Below are 25,221 nucleotides of genomic sequence, written 5' to 3'. Positions count from 1 at the left end.
AGAGCAATTCCTTCTCTTACTGCTTAGGGATTAACTTTTTCAAAATCTCTTCTGTATCCATACCTTCAGAGAGCTCAAAACTTCCTGCTCGAAAACGGCCGGCGAGATTTTTCTGCTTAACTAAATTCAAAAATTCTTCTTTCGAGGATATCCATCCTTCGGCAAGCAGAAGGTCAGAAATTTTATCTGCCGTAGACCCTGAGGGAATGACAAAGGTTTGGGTGGGCTTATCGTTCTCAGCATCGGCACTTGAAGGGTTTCTTGAATTCGTATCCGGATTCTGTACAGGGTTTTCTCCCGTCTCATCAGGCTTTACTGGATTTTCAGGGAGGCCTTGATTATTACCATCCTTGTTTTCACCTTCACCCTGACTCGGAACCTCACCCTGATTCTCATTGCCCGGTGTGTTACGGCCGGGGCCGGTTTGCTCCGGCGGTGAACTCCCGGCAAAGTTAATGCTTACAGGAGGGATCACCATGGCCAGAAGAGCGCTGAGTATCAGCCCTGAACCCAGTCCTAATAGATAGGAACGGGATAGTTTCATAATTTCAGCCCCTTTCCTTTAGGGGCTGTACGCAGAACCATAGTGACAGCGTCCCGGCTTATGGCTAAATGGCCGGCAATTTCCGCTACAGACCAGCCTTGTTGATGGAGCTCCAAAACCCATTGATACTTTTCCGGAAGCATCTGAGGGGGAGAATCGGTCAAGGAATTACTGTTATCATAGTGAGAATGATATGGACTTGCAGCTTGACTTGGGCTTAGAGGATCGGTTGAGAGGTGGGGCAGGGGTTTAGTCTGAGGTTGAGATTGAGGTTGAGCCTGAGCAAAAGCGTCTGTAGCTGAAGAGGTTAACCGATTAATACTAACCTTCTGGGCATTAACCTCCGTACGAAGATCTTCTTGAACATTTTCGTTGCGAAACAGCCTCAATTCATGGTCTCCTAATTGAGTTTCAACTTCCCGAAGACCTTTTTGAACTTTACTGATCTCCTTTTTTACTCCGGCTAAACCTTGAAGGATGGTGAGTATTTCCGGGCTGGTTTTGCCGGAGGAATTCCCCATTCTCACAGCCCAAATAAGACAAAGCACTCCTAATATAAACAAAAGGACGGGTAAAAGAGTCATGCGGTATTCCCTCCTAATTTTTCGCAGACAAGCATAGAGTAAATATTATTCGGGACAATACCTAACATTTCCTTCTTTTTCGGCAAATCCGGTTCATTAGCGTTAATTCATAGCAACATTAGTCAAGGCTAAGTTGCTATAGAACATTATACAAATATGTAATATAATGTTATTGATATTAAAAATAAGGAGAGTTGGAGATATGTTCCTTAAACGAATTCGAGGATCTTTTATCCTTACTTTAATATTTCTATTAATTTGCTCTACTTATGTTTCTGCCGTACCATTAGTCCCCGGGTGGCAAGAGCCTGTGGTTTACTCTACTAAAATTATTGAAGACCGATTAGAGATGACCAGCCTAACCACAGGCATTTTCCACTACAAACTCTTTGATATCAATGGCAAGGACATAACCAGTGAATTTCCGGTTTCTGATTTATTTGTAGACGTGAATCTTTCAGAAAGCGGTTGGGGCTCTTCGGGGAGAATCCCACAGGTAAGCCTAGATCCTCAAACAGGAACCTGTACATTAACCTATAATTTTTCCCAATCGGACAAATATGTTAAGGTTCATTTAATGCCTAGATATAGCTACAGTGATACAAAAACTTTAATTGTCGGCAATTCCGATGAAGAATCCCTGAAAAGAGTTGATGAACTTCATATTCTTACCGATAGCCTAACGAGTTCCGGAGCAAATTCCGCCACATTTCGCTACAATGTCATCAATTTCATCGATGATATTACTTCTAAAATTCCTGCTTCTCAGATCGAAGCCTTTTCGGCCCCGGGTTCCGAGATCACCCTCGACCCTGCCACAGGTACCGGCACCATTGCTTTTGATACCTTAGATACAGACCAGTTTATCAAAACTACTCTAAGAGATAAACTCACAGGAGTTACCGCCGTTTTAAACACTCTTGGACTAGATCCGGTTCCAGCTTCGCAAGTGACAACCCCTTCGGCAATATCCAGAGTTGATTTCGTTTCAAGTGATCTGGTAAAAACCGAGACAGGTACAGCAACTTTCCAGTATAAACTGTTGGATCATTATTATACAAATATCACCAAGACCATTCCCTCGGAAGATCTGAAGGCAACAGCTATCATTAATTCTACCCATGCTGACGTAAGCCTGGAGCCGGAAACCGGTACCGGCACCATAACTTATGATTTCTCTGATAATGATGAGCAAGTCCTGGTTACTTTGGCTCACCAAAAAGGAATGGAAATCTCAGCGCTGTTAAATCTTCATTCGCCATCAGGGTATGAAGCAAACAATACTGAAAACAACACTGATGAGGATCTTGAAATCGCTCAAATATCTTTTTTACCCACTGGTAAATTATCCCCTAATATCACTACTTACTTGCATTACCGAATACTTAATAAAGAAGGTAAAGATATAACGCCAAAAATTCCCGCTTCTGAGTTAAGCGCAAGCTCATCTGTCAATTCAATGATCACCTTAAAGCCATCGGACAGAGAGTTTAGGATAACCTATAATTTTCATGACTCAGATAAAACGATTCTTGTTTCTTTGGAAGACAAAGCCACCGGTGTCAAGACATCAATCAATATCGGCAATATGCCCCCAGAGCCTGGATCAGAAGAGAATATAGTAGATAACACAGCCATAACTTTTAAGGACCCCGTTTTAGAGCAAGCAGTTCGGAAGCTTATTTATAAACCGACAGCAGAGATTTATAAAAATGACGTTAAAAACATTCCAGATCTATACATCGACAAAGGCTGTAAAGATTTATCCGGAATAGAAAACTTAACCGGCCTGGTCTCCCTTGCAATCCATTCTGATCATATCGATGATCTATCACCTTTAACGGAGTTGCCAAAACTAAGAAACCTAAACTATCAAGGCACTCTCAATGATTGAAACACGCTGTCACACCTGACAAATTTGAAACTTCTTGAGATTGGCTCTGCCGCAATCAGTCAATATGATTTCTCTTCGATACAGAAAGCTTTACCCAATTGCTACATTATTCATTAAAGAAAAATCCTCGGGGCGAACCCGAGGATTTTTTTATTCATTAGCATTAATTCATATCCACTGTAGGGATTCCGTCCTTTTGCAATCTACGGCAATACTCAGAAAGACCTTGATAAATGGCTACACTCAGTTGATGCTGATAGTCTGTTTCGTTTAATTTTTGTTCTTCCAGAAGATTGGACAGAAAGCCCACTTCCACAGTCACTGCGGCTTGTTCAGCCCTCTTTAGAATAAACAAATCCTGGTCGGCTTTGGCCACTCGTTTGGTACCGGCCAGCTTATTTAACTCCGCTTGTATGGTCTCAGCGAGCAGCTTTCCTTCTGGTGAACCCTCATGGTAAAAGACTTGGGGTCCGGTTAAGGAGTGGTTGGGGGAGCTGTTCACATGAATGCTTAAGTAAACATCGGCCTCGTAATCCTTAGCCAGTTGGATTCTTTGGGCCAGGTCTTCCCTTTTTCTTTTGGCCAGGCCCTCAGAAGTTCCCAGATCCACATCGGTCTTCCGAACCATGACAGGCTTTCCTCCAGCCTGTTGAATAAAGATCTGCAGGTGCTTGGCAATATTTAAGGTGATATCCTTTTCCAAGCTGACTTTCCCTACGGCCCCCGGGTCAACACCGCCATGTCCGGCGTCGATGAGGACAACCTGATTGCCAATGGTCCAACTCCAGATCGTTTCATCCTTTTGATTATACTTCCATACTAAGCCGCCTGTCACAATAAGCGCCAGCAAGAGCACCGATACAGCCATCCAACCCTTATTCCACCGTCTATGATGTTTAAACCTTCTCATTCTCCTCATGGCTCTTCTCCCTTCCCATACCTTGGGCCGGATGTCATCCCACCCTTAAAAAAACTTATGGAGAAGGTGCTTGGCATTATTCCTTAATAGTGGTATTCCTAAGGAATTTTAGGGATAGTCTTTACATTGGGCCCTGACTATGCCTAAACAGTAGGTCTCAGGAGCATTTTGGCGAAAAGACAACTTTCCCTTACCTTTCGAGTTGTAAGTTGCTTTTCCCTTAGATTGCGGGAACTCCTGGGCTTTGACTTTCCAATAGTAAAGTTATAAAGTAAATATTATTAGGACTCAAAAGACTTCTGCAGCTGGAAGAGGATTTCATGAGGTATAACGCAAAAGAGGAATAGTATACCAAAACCTGTTGAGTCCTATGATTGTGAAATGAGAAACAACTCTATCCGCTCCTTCTAAGTAAAAATCCAGGACATCGAAGCCGGCGGCGTAGAGGCGTAGAGTACAAGAATGGAGGGTCAAACAGATGAGCGAAACTGCAATTCAGGCTATCGAAAGGAAAGAAAAGCCCAAGGAAGTCCGAAGTAAAGGTTTTGTACCGGGGGTAATCTACGGTAAAAGTATGGACTCCATCAGTGTGAAATTTGATGAGAAGAAGCTTAATAAGGCACTGCAGGGACGTTCCCAAAAAGCCAAAATCTCTGTGCAAGTCGGAGATGAGATCAAGCAGTGTTTCGTCCAAGAGATTCAAAAAGACATTACTATAGGCAAAACCATTCATATTGCTATGCAAGTGGTGGAAGATGATCAGGTTGTGAAGATGAAGGTTCCGATTATATTCAACGGGACTGAAAGCCTCAATGAAAAAAGGCTCATCCTACAGCCCTATGTTTCTGAAATCGAGCTTTCCGGCCCTAGTGTCGATATGCCTGAGTATATTGCTATAGATGTTGCCGACAAGCCCTTGGGAGAGAAATTCACTGTGGGAGATCTTATGGTTAAGCCTTCAATAACACTATTTGATGATCCGGAAAAAATCATTGCTGCCATTATCGGCTCAAGAGTTCATCTGCCTGCAGAGGATACTTCCGATGCCGTTGAAAGTTAATCTTCCGAATCCGACCTGTTAAAGAAACCATACAAAAAACAGGCCTCACAAAGTGGGGCCTGTTTTTTGTATAGGTTATTCACCTTCCCCGGAAGCGGCTTAAAAAGTTCTGCAAGCGGGTGCTCTGAGGATTATGGAAGATTTCCCGGGGCGGTCCTTGTTCAATTATGTGCCCTTCATCAAAGAAGACCACCCGGTCCGCCACATCCCTGGCAAAATCCATCTCGTGGGTGATAAGGAGCATAGCCATCTCCCCTTCATGGGCAATCTCTTTGATTACTTCCAGCACTTCACCCACCAGCTCCGGATCCAAAGCGGAGGTCGGCTCATCAAACAACATAATTTTGGGACGCATGACTAAGGCCCTGGCGATAGCCACCCGTTGTTTCTGCCCGCCGGACAGTTGGGCGGGATAGGCATCGAGCTTATCACCCAGGCCCACTTTCTCAAGCATCGTGACGGCCTGCTTCTCAGCATCATCCCGGGTCATCCCCAGTACATGGATAGGAGCGGCTGTCACATTCCTCAAAATGGTCATATGAGGAAAAAGATTAAAATGCTGAAAGACCATACCGATCTTATTGCGAATTTTATGCAGGTGTTTTTCATTGGCTTTAACCAATTTTCCATTGACCATTTGATGCCATAACAACTCCCCATCTACTTGGATGGTTCCGGAAGTGGGCTCTTCCAAAGTCATTAGCAATCTGGCCAGGGTGGTTTTTCCCGAGCCGCTGGGTCCAATCAAGGCTACTTTCTCCCCTGGCGCAATATCCAAATCAATTTCTTTTAGAACCTGCAAATCTCCATAAGTTTTGGAGATTTTTTCGTAGTGCACTACAGGTTGTTTAACTTTTTTCCCGGCCTTGGACCGATGATTTACAGTGTCCTCCGGTGTATTCTCTAACAATTTTAATTGGGCACTCATCCTATTCCCCCTTAGCGAACGCTTTTAGTCATTCTCATCTCCAAACGATGAATCATTAGTGAACAGGGATAACTTAGCAATAAGAACAAAAATCCTACAATTGTAAACCCCTCCAGATACCGAAAGGAATGGGAACCGATAATTTTGGCTGTCTGCAAAATTTCCACCAAGGTAATGGCCGAAAGAAGGGGTGTCTCTTTAAACATGGTGATCAAATAATTTCCCATCACCGGGATGACCAGCGGCACCGCCTGAGGAATGATAATCTTGGACCATACTTGCCAGGGGCTGAAGTTGAGAGCTTTGGCCGCCTCCCATTGCCCCTGAGGTACCGCTTCAATTCCCGAGCGGTAGACTTCGGAAAGATAGGTGCTGTAGTGAATCCCTAAGCCAATGATCCCGGCAGTGAGGGGACTCAGGGACAGCCCGGCTTGGGGCAGCACATAGAAAATAAAATAGAGTTGAACCAACAAAGGGGTGCTGCGGATAAACTCGACAAAACCTTTTGAGCCGTAAGCAACGGGTTTCAAGGAAGATCGCCCGCCAATGGTGAGAAACATCCCTAAAAACAAGGCTAGAAAAAATCCGGCAAAGGTGGCGATCACGGTAATCTTGAGTGCCGCAAATATCTCCGGGAAAATTTTGAGGGCAAAATCCCAATTCCACATTTTAATACCTCCCTACGGTCAGCCTGGTTTCTATCCAGCGAATCCCCCGTGTCAAAGGCCAGGCAATCAGGAAGTAGATTACAAGCAGCAAGCTGTAAATTAAAGTCGTCTCCATGGTGGAAGCATTGAGCACGGATGCCTGATAGGTCAAGTCGGCTAAGGTAATTAAGGAGACCAGGGAAGTACTTTTCAGCAGCTCAATCTGCAGATTGCCAAACCCCGGCAGCATCATGACAAAAGCCTGAGGCAGGATAACGCACCGCAGGCGTTGCCAGGGACTAAAGTTTAAGGCGATTCCTGCCTCCGTCTGCCCTTTGGGAACCGCCAAAATAGCACTGCGCACCACTTCGGAACCATAGGCCCCACAGTTTAACCCTAAGGTCAGGACACCGGCCGCCAAGGGAGGCAAGCTGATACCTAAAATAGGTAAAGCAAAGTAGATCCAGAAAAGCTGAACAAGGAGAGAAGTGCCCCGGAAGGCTTCTACATAGACCGCCGTCAGAAATCGGATCAGCGGATAGTTGGACAATCGGCCGAACCCTGCCAGGAAAGCCAGTACAAAAGCAAGGAGCGTTGCCAAAAGAGTGATGGTGAGGGTTATTTCCAGCCCTTTTAACAGTGCCGGTAAGAGGTCTAAGATGGCCAAGGTCATCACTTCCTACTTAATAATGTCTTCTACAGTCGCGTCCCCTGGAAGCTCTTGCTCTGTAAAGCCAAAGGATTCAAGGATCTTCTGCAGTTCACCGGATTCTTTCAGCTTTTGCAATTCGGCATTGAAAGCCTTCCGAAAATCACTGTCTTCATGACGGAATGCGGTTGCTCCATAACCCTTGACATTTTTACCATTGATAACCGGCTGAGTGAAGTCCATAACCCGCTCCAGATTGGGATCAGCGGCTGTATCCAAGGTAGCCTGAACGGAGGGGCCGGTGGCGGTAATCACATCTGCCCGCCCGGCTTGCAATGCCGCCAAAGCAGCCGGCATATCCGGAACAGTCACAATTCTATCCTTGGGGACACCACTGGCCACCAGGTAATCATACTCAATGGCCCCTCCAGGTAAAGCGACTTTAGCTGTTCCATGCTTGGCGATATCTTCATAGCTATGTAAGTTGAGAGGATTTCCCTTTTTGACGGCGATGGCTTCCCCAATACTGTATTCGGGATTGGCAAAGGACACCTGTTCAGCCCGTTCAGGAGTAATAAACATTCCGGCGGTAACCATGTCGAAACGTTTGGCCTGGAGACCGGGAATCAAAGAAGCAAATTCCGTAAGCTCCCCCTGCATTTCATTAATCCCCAGCTCTTTTAAGATGGCCCGGGCGATTTCAACCGCTTCACCGGTGAGTTTTCCGTCGGCAGTTTTGTAGGCGTAAGGTTTTTCATTAGCAAAGCCAACGGTGACGGCCCCTTTCTCCTTAGCCTTCTCCAGGGTACTCATCCCGCCATCGTTTGTCTTGGTGGAGCCACACCCTCCCAAGGCAAAGACACTAAAGGCCAGCATCCCCACCAGCAGAGTCTTGAGCAGTGGTAACTTTTTCATTCAACTTCCTCCTTTTTTACCGGCTGAAATCCGCAAAAAGGCATAGAAAAAGGGCCTGAACAGGCCCAAGAAGAAGCAGCGCATAACATTGGCTATTGATTTAGCATAAAAAACACTAAAACGGTTCACACGCTTACGAGGTTAGCTGCCGGGTTCGGAATGATACCTTTCCGTCACTTCAAGAAGTTTAACTCCTAAAAAGTGATTCACCCCCATTATGGTTCCCCCGTTTTCCTTTTTGGGAAATTCAGCCTTGACTACAAACATTCAGTTCGCAATCTGACAACTTTTTATTTTATTATAAGTTGTTACAACTCAATGTTAACACCTGAATTGGCAGATTGCAATAAAAAATTTGCTTGTTTTCCATTTTCTTCAGCTATTCAGCCATCTCTTCAAAGCGAATTTATTGACCTCTCTATTTATATCGGCAAGACTGGTGGTCAAGGGAATCTCCTTGGGACAGGCCCGTACACAGTTTTGGGCGTTGCCGCAGTCGGTGATCCCTCCATCACCCATGAGAGCGGATAGACGAATATGCTTATGCATAGCTCCTGAGGGATGAGTATTGAAAAGGCGAGCCTGGGAAACGGCGGCCGGACCAATAAATCGGGAACGGGAATTAACCTGAGGGCAGGATTCCATGCAGCATCCACAGGTCATGCATTTGGAAAGCTCGTACGCCCATAGTCTATCTACTTCAGCCATACGGGGTCCGGGACCCAGATCATAGGTCCCGTCGATATCAATCCAGGCATGGACCCTCTTTAAATTCACAAACATCATGGTTCTATCCACCATAAGATCCCGGAGGATGGGGAATTTCCGGAGTGGCTCCAGGACAATGGGCTGCTCCAAATGATCCACCAAGGCTGAGCAGGCCTGCCTGGCTTGGCCGTTAATATTCATGGTACAGGCACCGCAGACTTCTTCAAGACAGTTGCATTCCCAAACCACGGGATTGGTCGCTTTTCCCTGGGCATTGACGGGGTTCTTTTGAATTTCCATCAAGCAGGAAATGATATTCATTTTGGGACTATAAACTACTGCAAACTCTTCCCAGAAGGCAGGTTGATCCGGAGCATTTTGGCGACGGACTTTTAAACGAACAATCTTTTGCCCTGACATGAATATCCCTCCTATTTCTCTACATCATAACGCCGCTGTCTCGGCGTGATGAGTGATACATCCACAGGTTCATAACTGAACCGCGGACCCTCAGGTGTGTAGGTGGCAATGGTGGTCTTCAGCCAATTCGCATCATCCCGCTCCGGATAGTCGGGCTTATAATGGGCTCCTCGGCTTTCATTGCGATTAAGGGCCCCCAGGGTAATGACACGGGCCAGCTCCAGCATATTCCAAAGCTGCCGGATAAAGAGGGCTGTCTGATTGCTCCAATGGACATCATCAATGAGTTTGATCCTCTGCCAACGCTCTATAAGCTCCTGGATCTTTTGATCCGTCTCAGTCAGTTTGTTATTATAGCGGATAACGGTGACATTTTGAGTCATAATATCACCCAGTTCTTTATAAATGTGGTAGGGATTTTCCTCACCCTTCATATTGAGAATCCTGCTCCAGAGCTCCTCCTGGACTTTTCGTTCACGGGCAAAGGCTTCCTCTTCCCCACTGGGGGTCTTCAAGTTGTTTTTCTTAATGTACTCCAGGGACCTGGGACCGGCGATCATCCCGCCATAAATGGCCGAGAGCAGGGAATTGGCCCCTAAGCGGTTGGCCCCATGGTATTGATATTCACACTCCCCGGCGGCAAACAATCCTGGGATATTGGTCATTTGCTCATAATCCACCCACATTCCGCCCATGGAATAGTGAACCGCCGGGAAAATCCGCATGGGAACCTTTTTGGGGTCATCCCCGACAAATTTCTCATAGATCTCAAGAATTCCCCCCAGCTTGACCTGGAGTTCATGGGGATCCTTATGGGAGAGATCCAAATAGACCATGTTTTCACCGTTAACCCCCAGCCCCAAATCAAAGACCACATGATAGATGGCCCGGGTGGCAATATCCCGAGGGACCAGGTTTCCATAGGCCGGGTACATCTCTTCTAAGAAATACCAAGGCTTGCCCTCCTTATAGGTCCAGACCCGCCCACCCTCACCACGGGCCGACTCGGACATGAGCCGCAGCTTATCTTCTCCCGGGATAGCCGTAGGGTGAATCTGGATAAACTCACCGTTGGCATATTTGACCCCTTGCTGGTAGAGGGCTGAGGCCACCGAGCCTGTATTAATGGTGGAGTTGGTGCTCTTGCCGAAGATCATGCCGCACCCTCCGGCAGCCACGATGACGGCATCGGCGGGAAAGCTGTTAATGCCCATATCGTAAAGGTTCTGGGCGACTATTCCCTTGCAAACGCCCTCATCAATAACAGCAGAGAGCATCTCCCAACCTTCATATTTTGTTACTAATCCGGCCACTTCAAAACGACGGACTTGCTCATCCAGGGCATAGAGAAGCTGCTGCCCTGTGGTGGCTCCGGCAAAGGCGGTACGGTGGTGCTTGGTCCCGCCGAAACGCCGGAAATCCAAAAGCCCTTCCGGTGTCCGGTTAAACATAACCCCCATGCGGTCCATGAGATGAATAATGCCCGGTGCCGCATCACACATAGCTTTGACTGGGGGCTGATTGGCCAGAAAATCCCCTCCATAGACCGAATCATCGAAATGCTCCCAAGGTGAGTCTCCCTCACCTTTTGTGTTGACCGCTCCGTTGATTCCTCCTTGAGCGCATACGGAATGGGAGCGCTTCACCGGTACCAAAGAGAATAAATCCACCGGTGTTCCTTCTTCAGCTATCTTAATGGCAGCCATCAGACCCGCCAGTCCTCCGCCTACCACGATGACTCTGCTCATCTTCTTCACCTCTCACTTTTGTTCCACTATGAAAATCTATCGAGGAAACTTTCTTTTTACATAAAGGAGGTCAGATCAAGAAGCCCAATAACAGTCATGAGAACAAAGACAGCAAAACATGCATAGGTCCAGATCTGCTGTGCCCTGGGACCCACAGTAATACCCCAGGTGATGGCGAAAGCCCATAGGCCGTTGGTAAAGTGGAAGATGGCCAGGACAATTCCAAGCACATAAAAAATAAGCCCCCAGGGATTGGCGATGGCATTTTGCATTCCTGCAAAGTTGGCTTCCCCAAAGCGAAGAGCCAAAACATGAATGATCACGAAAATCAAGGTATAAATACCGGAAATCCGCTGGATAATATAGAACCAGTTCCGTGCGTATTGATAGCGCAGGACATTGCTTTGACCGGTGTAAACCACCCAGCTGCCATAAACAGCATGAAAAATAATCGGAACAAAGATCACGATTATCTCAATCAGGAAAATTCCTGGAACACTCTGCATGGTCTGGATCACCTTATCGTATTGCTCCGGACCGAAACGTGCAGAAAGGTTTAAAAACATATGGAATATTAGAAAGATACCGATGGGCAACAGCCCCAAAAGAGAATGGACACGACGAATCAGAAAATGGTAAGAACCCGATTCTGTTCTTCTTAAACTTACCTCATTGCTCATGCTCTAACCTCTTTTCTCCTCAATATTTCCCTCCGCAATTCTGTCTAATAACTCTTCCCAAGAGGACAAGACTATCTGTAAATTAGCCCGATAGTTCTTCACCTCCTCCAAAGTTTTATGATCAAAACTAATATCTGGTCACAATTTCGAGGCGTACTTCACCTTGAAATTTTGGACTCCGGACTCCTCATCTCAAGTGCTTTGAATGCTAGGGCATTTTGACTATTGAGTCAATTCGTGCACTTTATAGCCAGCAGACTTAAATAATGAAACTCTTATGGACAATTTATTTAAATATCTGGTAATAGTTTTAATATGTTAAATTTATCTTAATACGGGAAAAGGGGTACGTCAACCTAATTATTATAATATTCCAAATTTTCGAACTAGTTGGCATGCAATCATAACCTCCTTCCCTGCACTCCTTTAGTTCAGAGTGCTTATTTCAAGAATTGAAGGAATATATAGACGAATTAGTCATTTGGGATTATACTGAATTTAGAAAAAGGTTTTAGTAGTAGGGAGGGAATTTTTATGAGTATACCGGAGTTTCGTGCCTACGACAAAAGAGAGAAGAACCTGATCTATAATCAGGATTTATGGCTGCCCAGATCTTTGCTGAACATAGGACATACTGTTTATCCCGTTCATATTACAGAAGACGGCATACACTATCGGCTGAATTGTCTGTCCAACCATTATGAACATGATTGGGAAGAAGATGTGGTGACTTGTTATGGCATAGAGATTATGGCGTTTACAGGGTTTTGGGACCATGAGGAACCTCGTAAAAAGATCTACTGCAACGACATCATCTCTTTTATCTCCAAAGAAAATTCGGACCTCCCCTCCAGTTCACAAACCGGACGGATTATATTTTGCCAGGGATCCAAGGAATGGATTGTGGTCGATAAGAAAGAACACTATCTTGAGAAATTATGCCAAGTTGTAAGCCCCCGGGTCATAGGAAATTGGTTTGATCACGCAGAGCTGCTGGAATAAAAAAAGGTACTCCGACTATCTTACATCGATAGTGCGGAGTATCTTTTTATATCGACTTCCTACCTACTTCTTACCTTATTGAACTAACTCCGTGCAACATAATGAGTATGCAGCAGCTCATGGGATCTATGACTTCCTGGTTTTTCCAGATACTCTTCGTAGATCTTTTTTATCTCAGGGTTTTCATGGGATTTCCGTTTGACAGCCTGGCGGTCCAGGGCATAAATGCCGGCTGCTCTTAACCGGTTGACTTCCTGGGTCCTGGACTTATCCATAAGAATCGGTTGGCCGCCGCCATTGATGCATCCTCCCGGGCACCCCATCACTTCAATAAAATGATAGTTCGCAGTACCCTCGCGAATCCGATCCAAAAGCTGGGCAGCGTTGCCGGTACCATGGACAACAGCGGCTTTAATCTCCAAGCCATCGATATGCACTGTTGCCTCTTTAATGCCTTCAAATCCTCGGACCGCACTATATTCAATGGCTTCTAAATCTTGTCCTGTCAGAATATCCGCCACCGTCCGCAGGGCAGCCTCCATGACTCCTCCCGTATTGGCAAAGATGACCCCAGCGCCGGTGGATGTACCTAAAAGCTCATCATATCCGCTATCTTCTAAGTCATTAAAATTGATTCCCGCTTGTTTAATCATTTTGGCCAGTTCCCGTGTAGTGATCACCGCATCCACATCTTTGCGGCCCTGAACCATCATCTCTTCCCGATCTGCTTCGTACTTCTTGGCAGTACAAGGCATGACAGAGACTACAAAGATTTTCTTGGGATCAAGACCAGCTTTTTGCGGATAGTATGACTTAGCCACAGCCCCGAACATCTGCTGAGGAGATTTGCAGCTGGATAGATTATCGAGAAAATCTGTAAAGTTATGCTCGCAGAATTTCACCCAGCCTGGAGAGCAGGATGTAATCAGTGGGAGTTTGCCTCCTTGCTGAATCCGCTGAAGAAGTTCTGTCCCTTCCTCCATAATGGTCAGGTCGGCACTAAAGGTGGTATCAAAAACTTTGTCAAAACCCAAACGTCTCAGGGCGGTCACCATTTTTCCCCGGACATTGATTCCCACCGGCAGGCCGAACTCTTCGCCCAAGGCTACCCGCACGGCTGGAGCTGTCTGCACCACCACATGGAGTTCAGGATCTTCCAAGGCGCTCCACACTTTATCCGAATCGTCCCTCTCCTGGAGAGCTCCTACCGGGCAAATCTTAATACATTGTCCACAGTTAATGCAGCTGCGGCCGGAAAGGGCTTCCTCGTAGGGAGTGGTCACTGTAGTATGGGCGCCCCTCTGGGCTATTTCTATGGCATTGACCTTTTGGGTATTGGAACATATACTGACGCAGCGACCGCACAGTATGCATTTGCTGGAGTCTCTGACGATCGGTCCCCACTCATCCATCTCCGCACGGGCAGCTTTTTTCTCATAAGAAACAGAGCTTACGCCGAAGTCCTCGGCAAGCTTCTGGAGTTCACACTTCTGATTTCTCGCACAGGATAAGCATTCCCGGTTGTGGTTAGCTAAAATAAGCTCCAGAAGCTCTTTGCGGGTTTCCCTGACGAGCTTGCCGGCGGTCTTCACCACGATTCCTTCCTCGACCTTCGTGACACAGGCAGGCTGAAGGCCTCTCCATCCTTCAACTTCTACTACACAGATGCGGCAAGAGCCTGGTTCATGGACTCCTTGCATAAAGCAAAGGGTCGGGATATTGACTTTATATTCCTTGGCAGCTTGTAAGATGGTCGTTCCTTTAGGAACGGATACCTGAATTCCGTCAATCTTTAAGTTAATCTTATCCACCCTATTTACCCCCTTGCTCCATGCATGCTGCATTTTCCGCTTGGACATTGACCTTGAACATGAGCTTCGAATTCATCGGTAAAATGTTTGAGTAATGTGGTAACAGGGACTGGAGCACTCTGCCCTAAACCGCAAAAGCTGGTGTTTTTCATGGTTTGGGCTAAGCTCTTAAGACGCTGGAGATCTTCCATCGTTGCCCGGCCTTCCCCCAGCTTTTCCAGGATCTCCACCATTCTTTGGTTTCCTTCCCGGCAAGGAGTGCATTTTCCGCAGGATTCCTCTTCAAAAAACTCCATGACGGCCTTGAGGTAATCCACCACACAATGAGTATCGTCAACAACCAGTACTGCTCCTGAACCAAGAGATAAGCCATGATCCCTTAAGTCCTTATAGCAAATCTTCGTATCCAGCAAACTCCCGGGAAAGCAAGAACCGCTGGAGCCGCCTAAATGGACAAATTTCAGTTTACGGCCCTGGGCGATACCGCCGCCCAGATCCTCAATCAGTTCCCGGAGGGTGGTTCCAAAGGGAACTTCATAAACTCCCCGGTGAACCACATTGCCGGAGAGACACATGAGTTTGGTCCCGCCGCTGAATTCTGTGCCCATAGACAAAAACTTTTCCCCACCCTCTTTAACAATCCAGGGTATGCAAGCGAAGGTTTCCACATTATTCAGCACCGTGGGCTTCATATTTAAGCCGGCATTTTTTATATAGGGTGGTTTGCGCCGCGGGCGCCCGGTTTTTCCTTCAATGGACTCCACCAAGGAGGTATTTTCCCCACAAACATAAGCCCCTGCTCCCGAGATCACTTGAATATCAAAATTCAATCCGGTACCTAAGATGTTTTCCCCAAGGAAACCGGCTTCTTTAGCATTCTCAATGGCCTTTCTCAAGATTTTCTGAATCGCGGAATATTCTCCCCGGCAGTAAATAAACCCTTCCTGAGCACCAAAAATATAGGCACCGATGGTCATGCCTTCGATCAGCATCAGTGGATCTTTGTCCATAATGTACCGATCCTTAAAGGTACCGGGTTCACCTTCGTCGGCATTACAGACCATGTATTTCAGGCCTTTTTCCAGTGGAATGGCATAAGCCTGCTCCCATTTAATTCCCGTCGGATAGGCAGCACCCCCCCGTCCAAACAGTTGAGCTGTCTTAATTTCTTCAATGATATCTTCCGGCTTCATGGTGATGGCTTTTTTCAGTCCTTCATAACCGCCTGCAGCCCTATATTCCTCCACCGAATCCGCTTGTATTCTATCAAAGCGCGAGCTGAGAATTTGCATAGTTTTCATAGCTTAAGCCTCCTCCCTGTAAGAACGAATGATCTCTTTGAGGGAATTCCGGGTTAAGTTGCCATAAGTTTTTGCGCCGATTTTTATGGCAGGGGAGATATCGCAGGCCCCAAAGCAACTGGCTCGTTCTATGGTAAATAAACCGTCCTGAGTGGTTTCACTACACTTAATTCCAAGCTCCTCTTCCAGCAGCTGCTCAATAGTTTCTGAGCCGGTAACATGACAGGGGCCGCTTTTACAAACTTCTATGAGATACTTTCCACGAGGTTCCGTGCTAAACATGGCATAGAAGGTAATCACTCCGAAGACTTTATTCAGGGGTAATTCAAGGGCATCGGCCACATACTCCACCCATTCTTTAGGCAGGTAGTTTTTCCCCGAAAGGGCTTGAAGCTCAAGCATGATTTGAATTAGATTTTCTTGTGAGCAGCGATACTTTTCCAGAATACCGTCGATTCTTTCCATGTTCTAATTCTCCTCCAGTACGGTTTTTTTTACAGCAATTTGCATCAGCTGTTGTTTCACATTCTAAAACCACTTTCCATCATATAAAACAAAATATTTATGCCTTTATTGTAATGCATTAGTGATAAAAATAACATACTTAATGTAAAAGTTCTAATTTTGGATTTAGTTCAAAATTTCTCATTATTCCCTCCAAATAAAGAAGAGAAAAACGTGCCCTTATCGGGCACGTCCTTTTCTCTTGCTGGAGACTTAATGATCGGCTGTAAGGAAAAGATTTAGAGCGTAAAATTAGCATTGACTGTCTTGGTTAAATCCTCGGAATGATGATTGAGGGCATCCATGGTATTGCTAAGCCGTATTAGCTCAGAGGAAATTCCAGTAGCCGCACTTGCTACTTGAGTAGCTCCTGCCGCACCTTGGGTAATGGTCACGGTGACATTATCCATGGCTGCGGTCACGGAGCTGACCATTTCGGATAAACTTGCCAAGGTTGTGGCAAAATCACTGGTTAGATTATACACTGTTTCGGCATCATGCAAATACTGATTCCCTGTCTCTACCAATCGGTTGTAATCGGGTACGACCACCTCATTAATAAACTGCAGATTACCCAGCGCTCCCTGGGATAAGTCCTCATGGGCTCCAATCACTTTACCCACAAGGTCTTCAATCTCCTTGACGGTTTGGGAGGATTGCTCCGCCAGTTTGCGTACCTCTTCAGCTACGACGGCGAAGCCCCGGCCATTTTCCCCGGCGCGGGCTGCTTCAATGGCTGCATTCAGCGCCAACAGATTGGTCTGATCGGCAATGGCCGAGATACCTTGAGTAAGCTCAGCAATCTTCAGAACGACCTTTGAGTCCTCAATGGATTGCTCCAGACTGATTCTTTCTTTTTCATAAATGTCTGCTGAACGGGTTTGGGCTTGGATCGCTTGTTCCTTAAGCTCGTTGGCCCGTTTTCTAATCTCCATGGATTGATGGTTTCCTTCAGCGGCTCTTTGACCTAAGTCCTTTATAGTGCGATTGAGCTCTTCATTGGAAGCGGAGATTTCTTCAGCTGTCGCTGCGATTTCTTCAAAACCGGCTGATACTTCTTCAGTGGAAGCAGCCATCTCTTCGGAACTGGCTGAAATACCTGATATGGCATTCACACACTCACTGGTAGCCAGATTGACCTGCTGGGTCACATTCACCGTTTTACCGATGAGATTCTTTAGATTCTTCATGGCCCCATCAAGGTGACCGACGAGCTGCCCGATCTCATCCCGCCCTCCTTGAGCTTCGATGGTGAAATCCCCCGCGGAAAGTGCCTCAGCTACAACCTGACCTTTATGGATGGATTTTTTGACCGAGCGAATGATCAGGATGGTGACGGTTATGGAAATCAGAATCGCGGCAATGAGAATCATCAGGATGGTGCGGAGAAGTTGATTTATCAATGTATTGATTTTTAATTCTTCCAGCACCAATTGATCGGTCTGATAAGCAATGAAGGTCTCGAGAGCCTTTGTGGTGGCAGCATTGACTGGGGCTGCCGTATTCACGCCATATTGGTTCGCGGCCTCTGAACCTTGGGTCTCGAAGAGCTGGATCATTTTAGCTTGGTGAGGAGCGAATTCAGACATGGCCTGAACGACAGCATCAAGCTTATCCCGATCCTCTTCCGTGATCATACCTTGGAGAATCTCCAAATCATGGTTGGCTTTATCGATGGCCTCATTGAGATCGTTACGAAATTTCTCACTGCCCGAGGTGAAATAACCTCGCTGAGCCGCTGTTTGCTTTACAAACTGCAACGAAATATCCTGAGCAGTATTTTGAACCTTTACCCGGTACTCCGCTACACTCTGGGAAACGGTGCTCACATTAACCATCTGATAATAAACCGCCCCGACAATAATGGACATAAGGAAAATAAGACCGGTATAGCTCAAGATTAATTTTGTGGATAGTTTCACTACCTTTTCCCTCCCAAATCCATATTTATTCTTTTTTTACACTATTCAACTATACTACACCCACTAAGACCCTTCAATTTACGCTAAGTTATATCATGTATAAACCCTGATCCATTGGTCCCGGCGGTATGTGAAAAAGGTCCTGGTTTGTCTCGAAGAAAGTGATCAGGGGCGGGATTGAACACTCGCAAAAGAAAAAAACCAAGGCTGCGCCTCGGTTTCTTATTGATCATGATCATCTAACTTATAAATTCGTGGCCCTGAGTCCTGCTCGACGATTAATCCTCCTGTACCGATAACCAATGTGGCAATCGAGACGGCATTTCTTAAGGCGGTACAGGTCACCTGCACCGGATCAATAATCCCGGCCTCCAGCATATCCACACATTGGTCTTCTGCCGCATTATAGCCCCAATTCTCGGGCAATTCTCTGACCTCATCCAGAATAACATCCCCGTCATGCCCGGCATTGTAGGCAATTTGCCGCAAGGGCTCTTCCAGGGCCCTTTGAATAATCCGCAGACCGACGTCTTCGTCCGGCTCTTCCGACTTGACTTGAGCTAAGGACTCACTAGCCCTTAGCAGGGCCATTCCCCCGCCCAGGACAAAACCTTCTTTAATAGCCGCTTGAACTGCGTTGACGGCATCATCAATCCTGTCTTTTTTCTCCTTTAATTCCAGCATGGTCGGAGCCCCGACTTTGATCAGCGCTATGCCGCCCTGCAGCCAGCCCAATCTTTCCTGAAGCTTTTCCTTGCGCCAGCCCGGTAAACGGGATTCGAATTCTTTACCCACCTCGGCGGCCCGGGCGGCGATTTTTTCCTTGTCCCCTAAACCGCCCATAATCGTGGTCCTATTATTATCCACGATAATCCGCCTGGCCCGCCCCAAGTGCTCTTCCTGGACGTCTTCCAGTTGCAGTATGCTCTCTTCGGAGACTGCTACCGCCCCGGTGATCGCTGCAATATCCCGTAAATACTCCTGGCGTCTTTCTCCGTAACCCGGAGTTTGAATCGCCACAACATTCATGGTTCTCTTTTTTTTGTTCGTCAGCAGGAGAGCAAGTACATCGATCGAAATGTCCTCAGCTAGGATCACCAAAGGCTTTTGCGTCTTAACAGCTACTTCCAGCACGTCAAAGATTTCATAGATATAGCTTATTTTACGGTCCGTAACCATGATATAAGGGTCTTCCAGCACTTCAGTTTTATTATCCCAGGAGCTGACAACTTTCGGAGTAAAACAACCTTTATCGAAACGGATTCCTTCCAGCACTTCAAAGAATGTGTTCTGAGTCTTTCCTTCTTCTACTTTGATGATCCCGTTCAACCCGACTCTTTGCACAGCATCGGCTATCAGGTTTCCGATATCCTTATCTCCAGCCGCGATCGTTGCCACCCGGGCTACTTCGGTCGGATCGGAAACTCTGATGGCCCTTGCTTTAAGGGCGTCGGCAACGATCTCCGCCCCTTTTTCCATCCCTTGAATTAATGAAGCCTGGTCAGCGCCTGCTGCAATATTTTTCATCCCTTCCAGGACCATGGCCTGAGCAAGTACAACCGCAGTGGTGGTTCCGTCTCCAACTCTGTCATTGGTTTTTTCCGACGCCTCTTTTATAATGCCACACCCCAGGTTTTGAAAAGGGTTGGCCAGAGAGATATGTTTGGCGATACTCACTCCGTCATTGGTTATTTTGGGCATGCCGATATAAGGACCCAAAACCACATTTCTCCCCTTTGGCCCTAAGGTTACTTTGACACAGGAGGCCAGCTGCTCGATTCCTTCGGTTAATGCTCTTCGCGCTTTCTCGCCGGAAAGCATGGTTGTGCTCATATTCATTCTCCCTTAACTCAGCATTAGGAATTCCATGCCTCTAGTATCACCAGAAAAACAAAGATCGCGATTAAACCATAGGAAGCCAGAATCGACAGAGCCGTTTTGTCTAATTTTGTTGCTTTATTTTCCATGCTTAACACCCACCGTTTTTTTCGTAGTGATGATACCCGTTACACTGTTTTTAACTTTACGGGAAAGTCCTGCCGCTTTGTCAAGAATGGTGCCGACCGGGCAAAAGGCATGGCACCAAAACCGGCGAATGAAGAAACTGGAGAGCAAGATGACAAAAAGCAGATACCACTGATAGCTTGAACCATTTAACCCGAAAATCGTTCCAAAGGGTTCAAAACTGGATACAGAAGGGTTAAGGGCCAGGAAAGCCAGGAAAAGAACCAGGAATAAGATGACTTCTTTACCTAAACGAATCCACTTCATATATTTTCCCATCGAAAGATTGATTCGGCTTATTTTATGAGTGGTTTCCTGTAACCCGCAGAAAGGACATACATAAGTGCAGTATAGATTTTTGCCGGTAACTAAAGCCGGCGCGAAAGCACCGATCAAAATGATATACCACAAAAGGTTTTCGCCGGGTACCGGAAAGTACCCCAGAAACAGAGCACTGATCTGTCCCATGGACAATGATCTGTTAAGCCAGAACCCTAAAATGACAACACTAAGCAGCAAAAACGGAAATCTAAATCTTGCTAACTGTTTAAATTTAGGCATAAAATAGGATAAGACAAAGAGTAAAGCGATTACAATTTCATGTAGGCCGATGTTCCACTTTACCTCAGCTTTCTTGGGCGTAATCTTTAACTCTTCCAAGGCAATGGTATGAGCCACACTTTGGACACTTGAGGCTATGGCACGGGTGGAAAGGGTTGCCCCGGACACTCCGTCGACATCATAATTGAAAGCCAATGAATCTCCGACTTGCTTTTTTTCGAACTGACGGAAAAATCCGGCCTTGGTAATTTTATTAATATAGGAAGGGGTTTCCTTATGTTCTAAAATTACGATATCCTTAAACTTTCCATCTGGTGAAAGGACTGTACCCACGAGAAGAGGGCCGCCATAACCAATATTGCTATCTATTCCCAGATATGCGCTAACAGAGCCATCTTGCCCGATTGCTTTTGCCGTCCGGTCATTGATGGATTCAAAGCCGGCAGCATCTGAAACCAGTTCCCGGTAGTATCCCTCGACCAGATTGGCATCCATTTTATCGGCATGTTTCGCAAATACCGCTGTCACAACAAGGATGACCACTGCAATGAGTGTTATATATTTTCTCATGTTTCTCATGTCTCATCTAACCTTTCCGGAAAACGATTATCTGCCTTAGGTAATAAAGGGGCTAAGCGGTAAGTATAAAACTCACCGCTTAAACCTTTATTTTTATTACATGGGTTTCAATGGATACTTTTCAGGCCACTCCAGCCACCATTTGTATTTTTCAATGGTCTCTGTACCATAGCCAAAGATATCATCAATGGATTTAAGGAAGGTGGAAGCAGCTTCACCCTTGCTGCCAACCCAAACCCCTGCTTTATGGAACCAGGAATCTTCCTTGGAGTTCCAGGGGCAGACTTTCAGGCAGGTACCGCAAGAGGACCCTTCTTCATTGGTGGTACGGAACTCTGTGCATTTCTTAAAGTCACTGTTCCAACGCAGGTATCCGTTATATTCAACGGGATCTTCATCAAAGGTAATCGCGTCGTTTGGACAATTGTCGGCGCATTTTTTGCATACCCGGCAGAAGTCCAGAAGACCGAAATCAATGGGTTTATCAGGAGCAAGGGGCAAATCGGTCGTTACTGCGGCTACTTTATGGCGGTATCCCAAACGGGGATGGATCGCGCAGTCTCCCGTACGTGACAATTCTCCCAGACCTGCCGCCATGATGCAGACAGGCATGATGGCCTCGTAGTTTTTAGCGTGATGAGCTCGCGCATTATAACCAAGGGTTCTGATATATTTGGCCATAATGACGGCAATGCAGCCACTGGTAAAGTAACTTTGCATAGACATCGCTCCACTGATACCGTCGTATCCTGTGGATGCCCACATGGTCTCAATACCCTGATCGATCATAACCACGATAACGTTAGGATAAATTTTGGTAACCGGTGTCACACATTCTTCAACAGGTTTGCTCATGAGTCCGACTGTATCGGAAACATGATGAGTATAATAGCCATACTCCGGCATCTTGCCGATCCCTACTTCGTCCGCCCGTAAGAAATAGCAGCAGTCTCTGATATGCTGAGACATTTGCTCCGGGTCCGGGATGGGAGTCTTCGTCGGTTCGGCATCACCATCTACCACATCCTCCGCAGCTATGAGGTTACGCGCCCAGCTGATAGTTCCTCCAAAAGGATGCTTAGCGATAAATTGGAAGAAACCTCTTTGGGGATCGGGACCGTATAAACCTCTGACCGCTTGCATAAAGCCGGCATCGGCTTCGGAAGTCTTTTTTACCTTGGAAATGATTTTGGTAGTGCCCAGCCACTCGTCGTTGTTCTCAACAAAGCGAACTTTTGCTCCTGCAAAATCATGTACCGGGCGAAGTTTAGAGCGTGCATTGGTGGGTCCCGGGACATAGTTCATTGTTTCAGCGGCATTGGCGACCTTGGCCGGAGCCTTGATCGCTCCGATGACTCCCATGGTAGTTGCTGCAGCCCCAACTTTCAGAAAGCTTCTGCGGTTCATGCCTGTTTGCTGCCTTTGTTCATTGTTTTCCATTCTTTTCTCCCCTTAAGCTTCCACTGCATTTCTACTATTTGTTTTCTTCATGTTAATAAATCCTAATAAACGGGCTAAGATAAAACCTAGTACTACTGATATCCCTAAGAATACAAACACTGCGGTACTTGTGGCCTTAACATGACCAGCCTTAGCATTAAGGTAGATATAGGAAACCCCCATCCAGGTCACACCGTACCAAAGGACAAATAAAACCCAATTAAGCACGGTTTTCCACATTTCGGCCTTTTTTGCCCTTGGTTTAATAAAGAGAATAGCAGCTAAGAATAATACACCCGCGATAAAAATTAAAAATGTACCCATAACTTTTCCACCTCCCTTTGTAAGGCAATTAAAAAGTAGTTACGGGTACATTGTAATAAGGAATACATACACAAGTATTAGTGCGTATTAACTTTTATCTGAATTTCTCAATCTTCCCTTCCGTAGTCAAAAGGATGGAAGCAATGCCCATAGCATTGCGAAGGGCCGTAACGGAGACCTTGGCCGGGTCGACTATTCCCGCCGCTGCCCAGTCCACGAATTTTCCGGACAGAGCGTCATAACCCATGTCATAGCCCAGGGTTTTCGTCATGGCCACAATCTTTTTGCCATTGCCCCCTGAATTGCTCACTATTTGCTGCAAAGGAGCTTCCAAGGCCCTTTGGACCAGCTTGATCCCCGCTTTTTCATAGTCTGTGGACACCGGAACCTTATCCAGAGCCTGGGCCGCCCTGATAAAGACCGTGCCTCCCCCGGGCACAACGCCGCTTTCAACCGCTGCCTTTGCCGCATGCACAGCATCGATAACCCGGTCTTTGAGTTCCTTCAGAGCGATGTGTGTATCGGCGCCGACGCGGATCACCGCAATTCCCCCGGCAAGAGCGGAGATACGTTGTTTTAATTGAGCCCCTTCCTCAGAATCGGAGGTTTGCCTGAGGATGACTTTCAATTTTCTTACTTGTTCCTGAATGCCTTCAGCCGTTCCTGCCCCGCCTAAAATAGTCGTCTTATAGCGTGTAACGACAACTTTCTGGGACTTACCCAGCATTGGTTTTTTAATATTTTTAAGGACCATGCCGAGTTTTTTGGTGATTGCCGAGCCTCCGGTGACTATGGCCAGATCGTCCATAATACCCTGGCGATCATCGCCATGACTTGGAGTCTTAACGACGACCACCTTTTCCTGGTTGGCTTTATTATGAGCAATCAACATTCCCAGGACATCTTTCGTCATGTTCCCTGCGACGATTAAAAGGGGTCGTTTCTCCCAGGCGCACCAATTTAGAATCCGTTTCACCTCGGAGATCTCCTTCAGAGTATAATCCGTGATTAAAATATAGGGGTTTTCCAGACTGACCATCAGTTCCTCCCCCTCGTTCAGGAAATAGGAGGACATATACCCGCTGTTCAGTTCCAAGCCCTCGGTCACTTCGACATAAGTATGGCGCTCTATGGATTCTTCCACGGAAATAGTGCCATCCGGCCCCACTTTGGCCATAGCCTGAGCGATCAGCCCCCCAATAGGGGTGCTTTTCGAAGAAACGGAAGCCACTTGACAGACCCCGTCGGGGACCGTCACGGGAACACTCAGCCTCTGGATTTCTGCTACAGCATAGTCGACAGCTCTTTCAATCCCCTTTTTAAACTGCATCGGGTCCAAACCAGCTTCCACGAGGGAAAGTCCCCCCTTGGCCATGGCTTGAGCCAGGACAATAGAGGTCGTAGTCCCATCCCCTACCAAATCGTTGGTCTGGGCGGCGGCTTCCTTGCAGAGCTTCGCTCCCAGATTCTCCTGAGCGTCGGATAAGCTTATATATTTAGCGACGGTTACCCCATCCCTGGTAATCAGAGGATACGCCCCTCTTCGCTCAATGACAATGTTCTTGCCCCGAGGTCCAAGGGTCAATTTGACCATATCCGCGACCTGATCCACGCCGGATACTAATGCTTTACGTACACTCATTGTCTTATCTCCACTACCACGCCGTCTTTTAAAATGATTTCTGCATTAACTGCCCCATCCAGAGTGTCTCCAACCTTTAAGTCATAGGGCCCTTCAACCGAACCAATGACTACTTCCTCCCCGACGACCAGTTCCTCCAGGGCATCCATATTCATTCTGAGCTCATCCCGTCGGACATGAAAATCAGAAGCCTCAGCATCAAATTTTTGGCGGATTCTGTCCAATTGAGCCCCATCCGCTCCCTTCAGGGAAAACTCAGTCAGTGTTTTTTTCTTTTTATCTTCAAACTCCAGCTGTTGATTATTCAAAGCCACCAATTGCTCTCTTAATTCTTTCCGACTGGTTTCTTTGCCCTCTTCAGTAATAATCTGTTTTAAAATGATTTCTCGGAAAATGGTAATGTTCGACACTTTAAATTCCTCCTGTATCTTTGCA

Annotated in this window: 23 protein-coding genes and 1 riboswitch; of the genes, 3 read left to right on the top strand and 20 right to left on the bottom strand. The window is 46.5% G+C overall.

Going from position 1 to position 25,221, the window contains the following annotated elements:
- Positions 1-16: 16 nt before the first annotated feature.
- Both DESPCE1_RS0103055 and DESPCE1_RS0103050 read right to left on the bottom strand, forming a co-directional pair.
- Positions 17-544 (bottom strand): endolytic transglycosylase MltG, encoded by a 528-nt coding sequence (locus DESPCE1_RS0103055; protein ID WP_019849434.1) that lies wholly within the window; start codon positions 542-544, stop codon positions 17-19.
- Positions 541-1,128 (bottom strand): sigma-70 region 4 domain-containing protein, encoded by a 588-nt coding sequence (locus DESPCE1_RS0103050; protein ID WP_019849433.1) that lies wholly within the window; start codon positions 1,126-1,128, stop codon positions 541-543. Before DESPCE1_RS0103050 ends, DESPCE1_RS0103055 begins: the two co-directional genes overlap by 4 nt.
- Before the next feature lie 202 nt (positions 1,129-1,330).
- Here DESPCE1_RS0103050 and DESPCE1_RS21695 point away from each other — a divergent pair, with 202 nt between their 5' ends.
- A complete protein-coding gene (locus DESPCE1_RS21695) occupies positions 1,331-3,022 on the top strand; it encodes a hypothetical protein (RefSeq protein ID WP_019849432.1) in 1,692 nt (563 codons plus the stop codon).
- 163 nt (positions 3,023-3,185) lie between these two features.
- Here DESPCE1_RS21695 and DESPCE1_RS0103040 read toward each other — a convergent pair whose 3' ends face one another.
- Positions 3,186-3,941 (bottom strand): N-acetylmuramoyl-L-alanine amidase, encoded by a 756-nt coding sequence (locus DESPCE1_RS0103040; protein WP_014792569.1) that lies wholly within the window; start codon positions 3,939-3,941, stop codon positions 3,186-3,188.
- Between the two features lie 478 nt (positions 3,942-4,419).
- Between DESPCE1_RS0103040 and DESPCE1_RS0103035 the strand changes: the two genes are divergently transcribed.
- Positions 4,420-5,001, top strand: coding sequence for a 50S ribosomal protein L25 (locus DESPCE1_RS0103035; RefSeq protein ID WP_019849430.1), 582 nt, complete (start codon positions 4,420-4,422; stop codon positions 4,999-5,001).
- Positions 5,002-5,080: 79 nt separating this feature from the next.
- On the opposite strand, the gene ehuA is transcribed toward DESPCE1_RS0103035, so the two are convergent.
- From ehuA to DESPCE1_RS0102995, 7 genes are all read right to left on the bottom strand, one after another.
- The gene (gene ehuA / locus DESPCE1_RS0103030) at positions 5,081-5,929 is read right to left on the bottom strand and encodes an ectoine/hydroxyectoine ABC transporter ATP-binding protein EhuA (RefSeq protein ID WP_019849429.1); all 849 of its coding nucleotides are present in this window, start codon (positions 5,927-5,929) and stop codon (positions 5,081-5,083) included.
- Positions 5,930-5,940: 11 nt separating this feature from the next.
- Complete coding sequence (gene ehuD / locus DESPCE1_RS0103025) at positions 5,941-6,597, bottom strand: ectoine/hydroxyectoine ABC transporter permease subunit EhuD (protein ID WP_019849428.1); 657 nt, start codon at positions 6,595-6,597, stop codon at positions 5,941-5,943.
- Position 6,598: 1 nt separating this feature from the next.
- Positions 6,599-7,249 carry an ectoine/hydroxyectoine ABC transporter permease subunit EhuC gene (gene ehuC / locus DESPCE1_RS0103020; RefSeq protein WP_033422377.1) on the bottom strand — a complete coding sequence of 217 codons (651 nt, stop codon included), beginning with the start codon at positions 7,247-7,249 and terminating at the stop codon, positions 6,599-6,601.
- Between the two features lie 6 nt (positions 7,250-7,255).
- Positions 7,256-8,140 carry an ectoine/hydroxyectoine ABC transporter substrate-binding protein EhuB gene (gene ehuB, locus DESPCE1_RS0103015; RefSeq protein WP_019849426.1) on the bottom strand — a complete coding sequence of 295 codons (885 nt, stop codon included), beginning with the start codon at positions 8,138-8,140 and terminating at the stop codon, positions 7,256-7,258.
- Between the two features lie 116 nt (positions 8,141-8,256).
- Positions 8,257-8,403, bottom strand: a riboswitch (cyclic di-AMP (ydaO/yuaA leader).
- A gap of 112 nt (positions 8,404-8,515) precedes the next feature.
- A complete protein-coding gene (gene sdhB, locus DESPCE1_RS0103005) occupies positions 8,516-9,268 on the bottom strand; it encodes a succinate dehydrogenase iron-sulfur subunit (RefSeq protein ID WP_019849424.1) in 753 nt (250 codons plus the stop codon).
- A gap of 11 nt (positions 9,269-9,279) precedes the next feature.
- Positions 9,280-11,016 (bottom strand): succinate dehydrogenase flavoprotein subunit, encoded by a 1,737-nt coding sequence (gene sdhA / locus DESPCE1_RS0103000; RefSeq protein ID WP_019849423.1) that lies wholly within the window; start codon positions 11,014-11,016, stop codon positions 9,280-9,282.
- A gap of 56 nt (positions 11,017-11,072) precedes the next feature.
- On the bottom strand, positions 11,073-11,696 hold the full coding sequence (locus DESPCE1_RS0102995; protein ID WP_014792561.1) for a succinate dehydrogenase cytochrome b558 subunit: 624 nt from the start codon (positions 11,694-11,696) through the stop codon (positions 11,073-11,075).
- A 534-nt stretch (positions 11,697-12,230) separates the two neighbouring features.
- Between DESPCE1_RS0102995 and DESPCE1_RS0102990 the strand changes: the two genes are divergently transcribed.
- Positions 12,231-12,698, top strand: coding sequence for a YopX family protein (locus DESPCE1_RS0102990; RefSeq protein WP_019849422.1), 468 nt, complete (start codon positions 12,231-12,233; stop codon positions 12,696-12,698).
- Between the two features lie 83 nt (positions 12,699-12,781).
- Here DESPCE1_RS0102990 and DESPCE1_RS0102985 read toward each other — a convergent pair whose 3' ends face one another.
- The 10 genes from DESPCE1_RS0102985 to DESPCE1_RS0102935 form a co-directional block, all read right to left on the bottom strand.
- Positions 12,782-14,509, bottom strand: coding sequence for an NADH-dependent [FeFe] hydrogenase, group A6 (locus tag DESPCE1_RS0102985; protein WP_019849421.1), 1,728 nt, complete (start codon positions 14,507-14,509; stop codon positions 12,782-12,784).
- Positions 14,510-14,514: 5 nt separating this feature from the next.
- Positions 14,515-15,810, bottom strand: a complete 1,296-nt coding sequence (locus DESPCE1_RS0102980; protein WP_019849420.1) for an NADH-quinone oxidoreductase subunit F — start codon at positions 15,808-15,810, stop codon at positions 14,515-14,517.
- A 3-nt stretch (positions 15,811-15,813) separates the two neighbouring features.
- Complete coding sequence (locus DESPCE1_RS0102975) at positions 15,814-16,275, bottom strand: NAD(P)H-dependent oxidoreductase subunit E (protein WP_014792557.1); 462 nt, start codon at positions 16,273-16,275, stop codon at positions 15,814-15,816.
- A gap of 278 nt (positions 16,276-16,553) precedes the next feature.
- A complete protein-coding gene (locus DESPCE1_RS0102970) occupies positions 16,554-18,236 on the bottom strand; it encodes a methyl-accepting chemotaxis protein (protein WP_014792556.1) in 1,683 nt (560 codons plus the stop codon).
- Between the two features lie 222 nt (positions 18,237-18,458).
- Positions 18,459-20,069, bottom strand: a complete 1,611-nt coding sequence (gene groL / locus DESPCE1_RS0102965; protein ID WP_019849419.1) for a chaperonin GroEL — start codon at positions 20,067-20,069, stop codon at positions 18,459-18,461.
- Positions 20,070-20,192: 123 nt separating this feature from the next.
- Positions 20,193-21,371 carry a 4Fe-4S binding protein gene (locus tag DESPCE1_RS0102955; RefSeq protein WP_019849418.1) on the bottom strand — a complete coding sequence of 393 codons (1,179 nt, stop codon included), beginning with the start codon at positions 21,369-21,371 and terminating at the stop codon, positions 20,193-20,195.
- Between the two features lie 105 nt (positions 21,372-21,476).
- Positions 21,477-22,820: a reductive dehalogenase gene (locus DESPCE1_RS0102950; protein WP_019849417.1), complete on the bottom strand. Its 1,344-nt coding sequence runs from the start codon at positions 22,818-22,820 to the stop codon at positions 21,477-21,479.
- A gap of 12 nt (positions 22,821-22,832) precedes the next feature.
- Entirely contained in the window at positions 22,833-23,144 is a 312-nt protein-coding gene (locus DESPCE1_RS0102945; RefSeq protein ID WP_014792551.1) for a hypothetical protein, read from the bottom strand.
- A gap of 94 nt (positions 23,145-23,238) precedes the next feature.
- The gene (locus tag DESPCE1_RS0102940; protein ID WP_019849416.1) at positions 23,239-24,786 is read right to left on the bottom strand and encodes a molecular chaperone GroEL; all 1,548 of its coding nucleotides are present in this window, start codon (positions 24,784-24,786) and stop codon (positions 23,239-23,241) included.
- Positions 24,783-25,196, bottom strand: a complete 414-nt coding sequence (locus tag DESPCE1_RS0102935) for a YlqD family protein (RefSeq protein WP_019849415.1) — start codon at positions 25,194-25,196, stop codon at positions 24,783-24,785. Before DESPCE1_RS0102935 ends, DESPCE1_RS0102940 begins: the two co-directional genes overlap by 4 nt.
- Between the last annotated feature and the right edge of the window lie 25 nt (positions 25,197-25,221).

Source organism: Desulfitobacterium sp. PCE1, from assembly GCF_000384015.1.
Taxonomy (GTDB): domain Bacteria; phylum Bacillota; class Desulfitobacteriia; order Desulfitobacteriales; family Desulfitobacteriaceae; genus Desulfitobacterium; species Desulfitobacterium dehalogenans.
The sequence above is the reverse complement of the archived record's forward strand: the minus strand, read 5'-3'. Positions and strand labels throughout refer to the sequence as shown.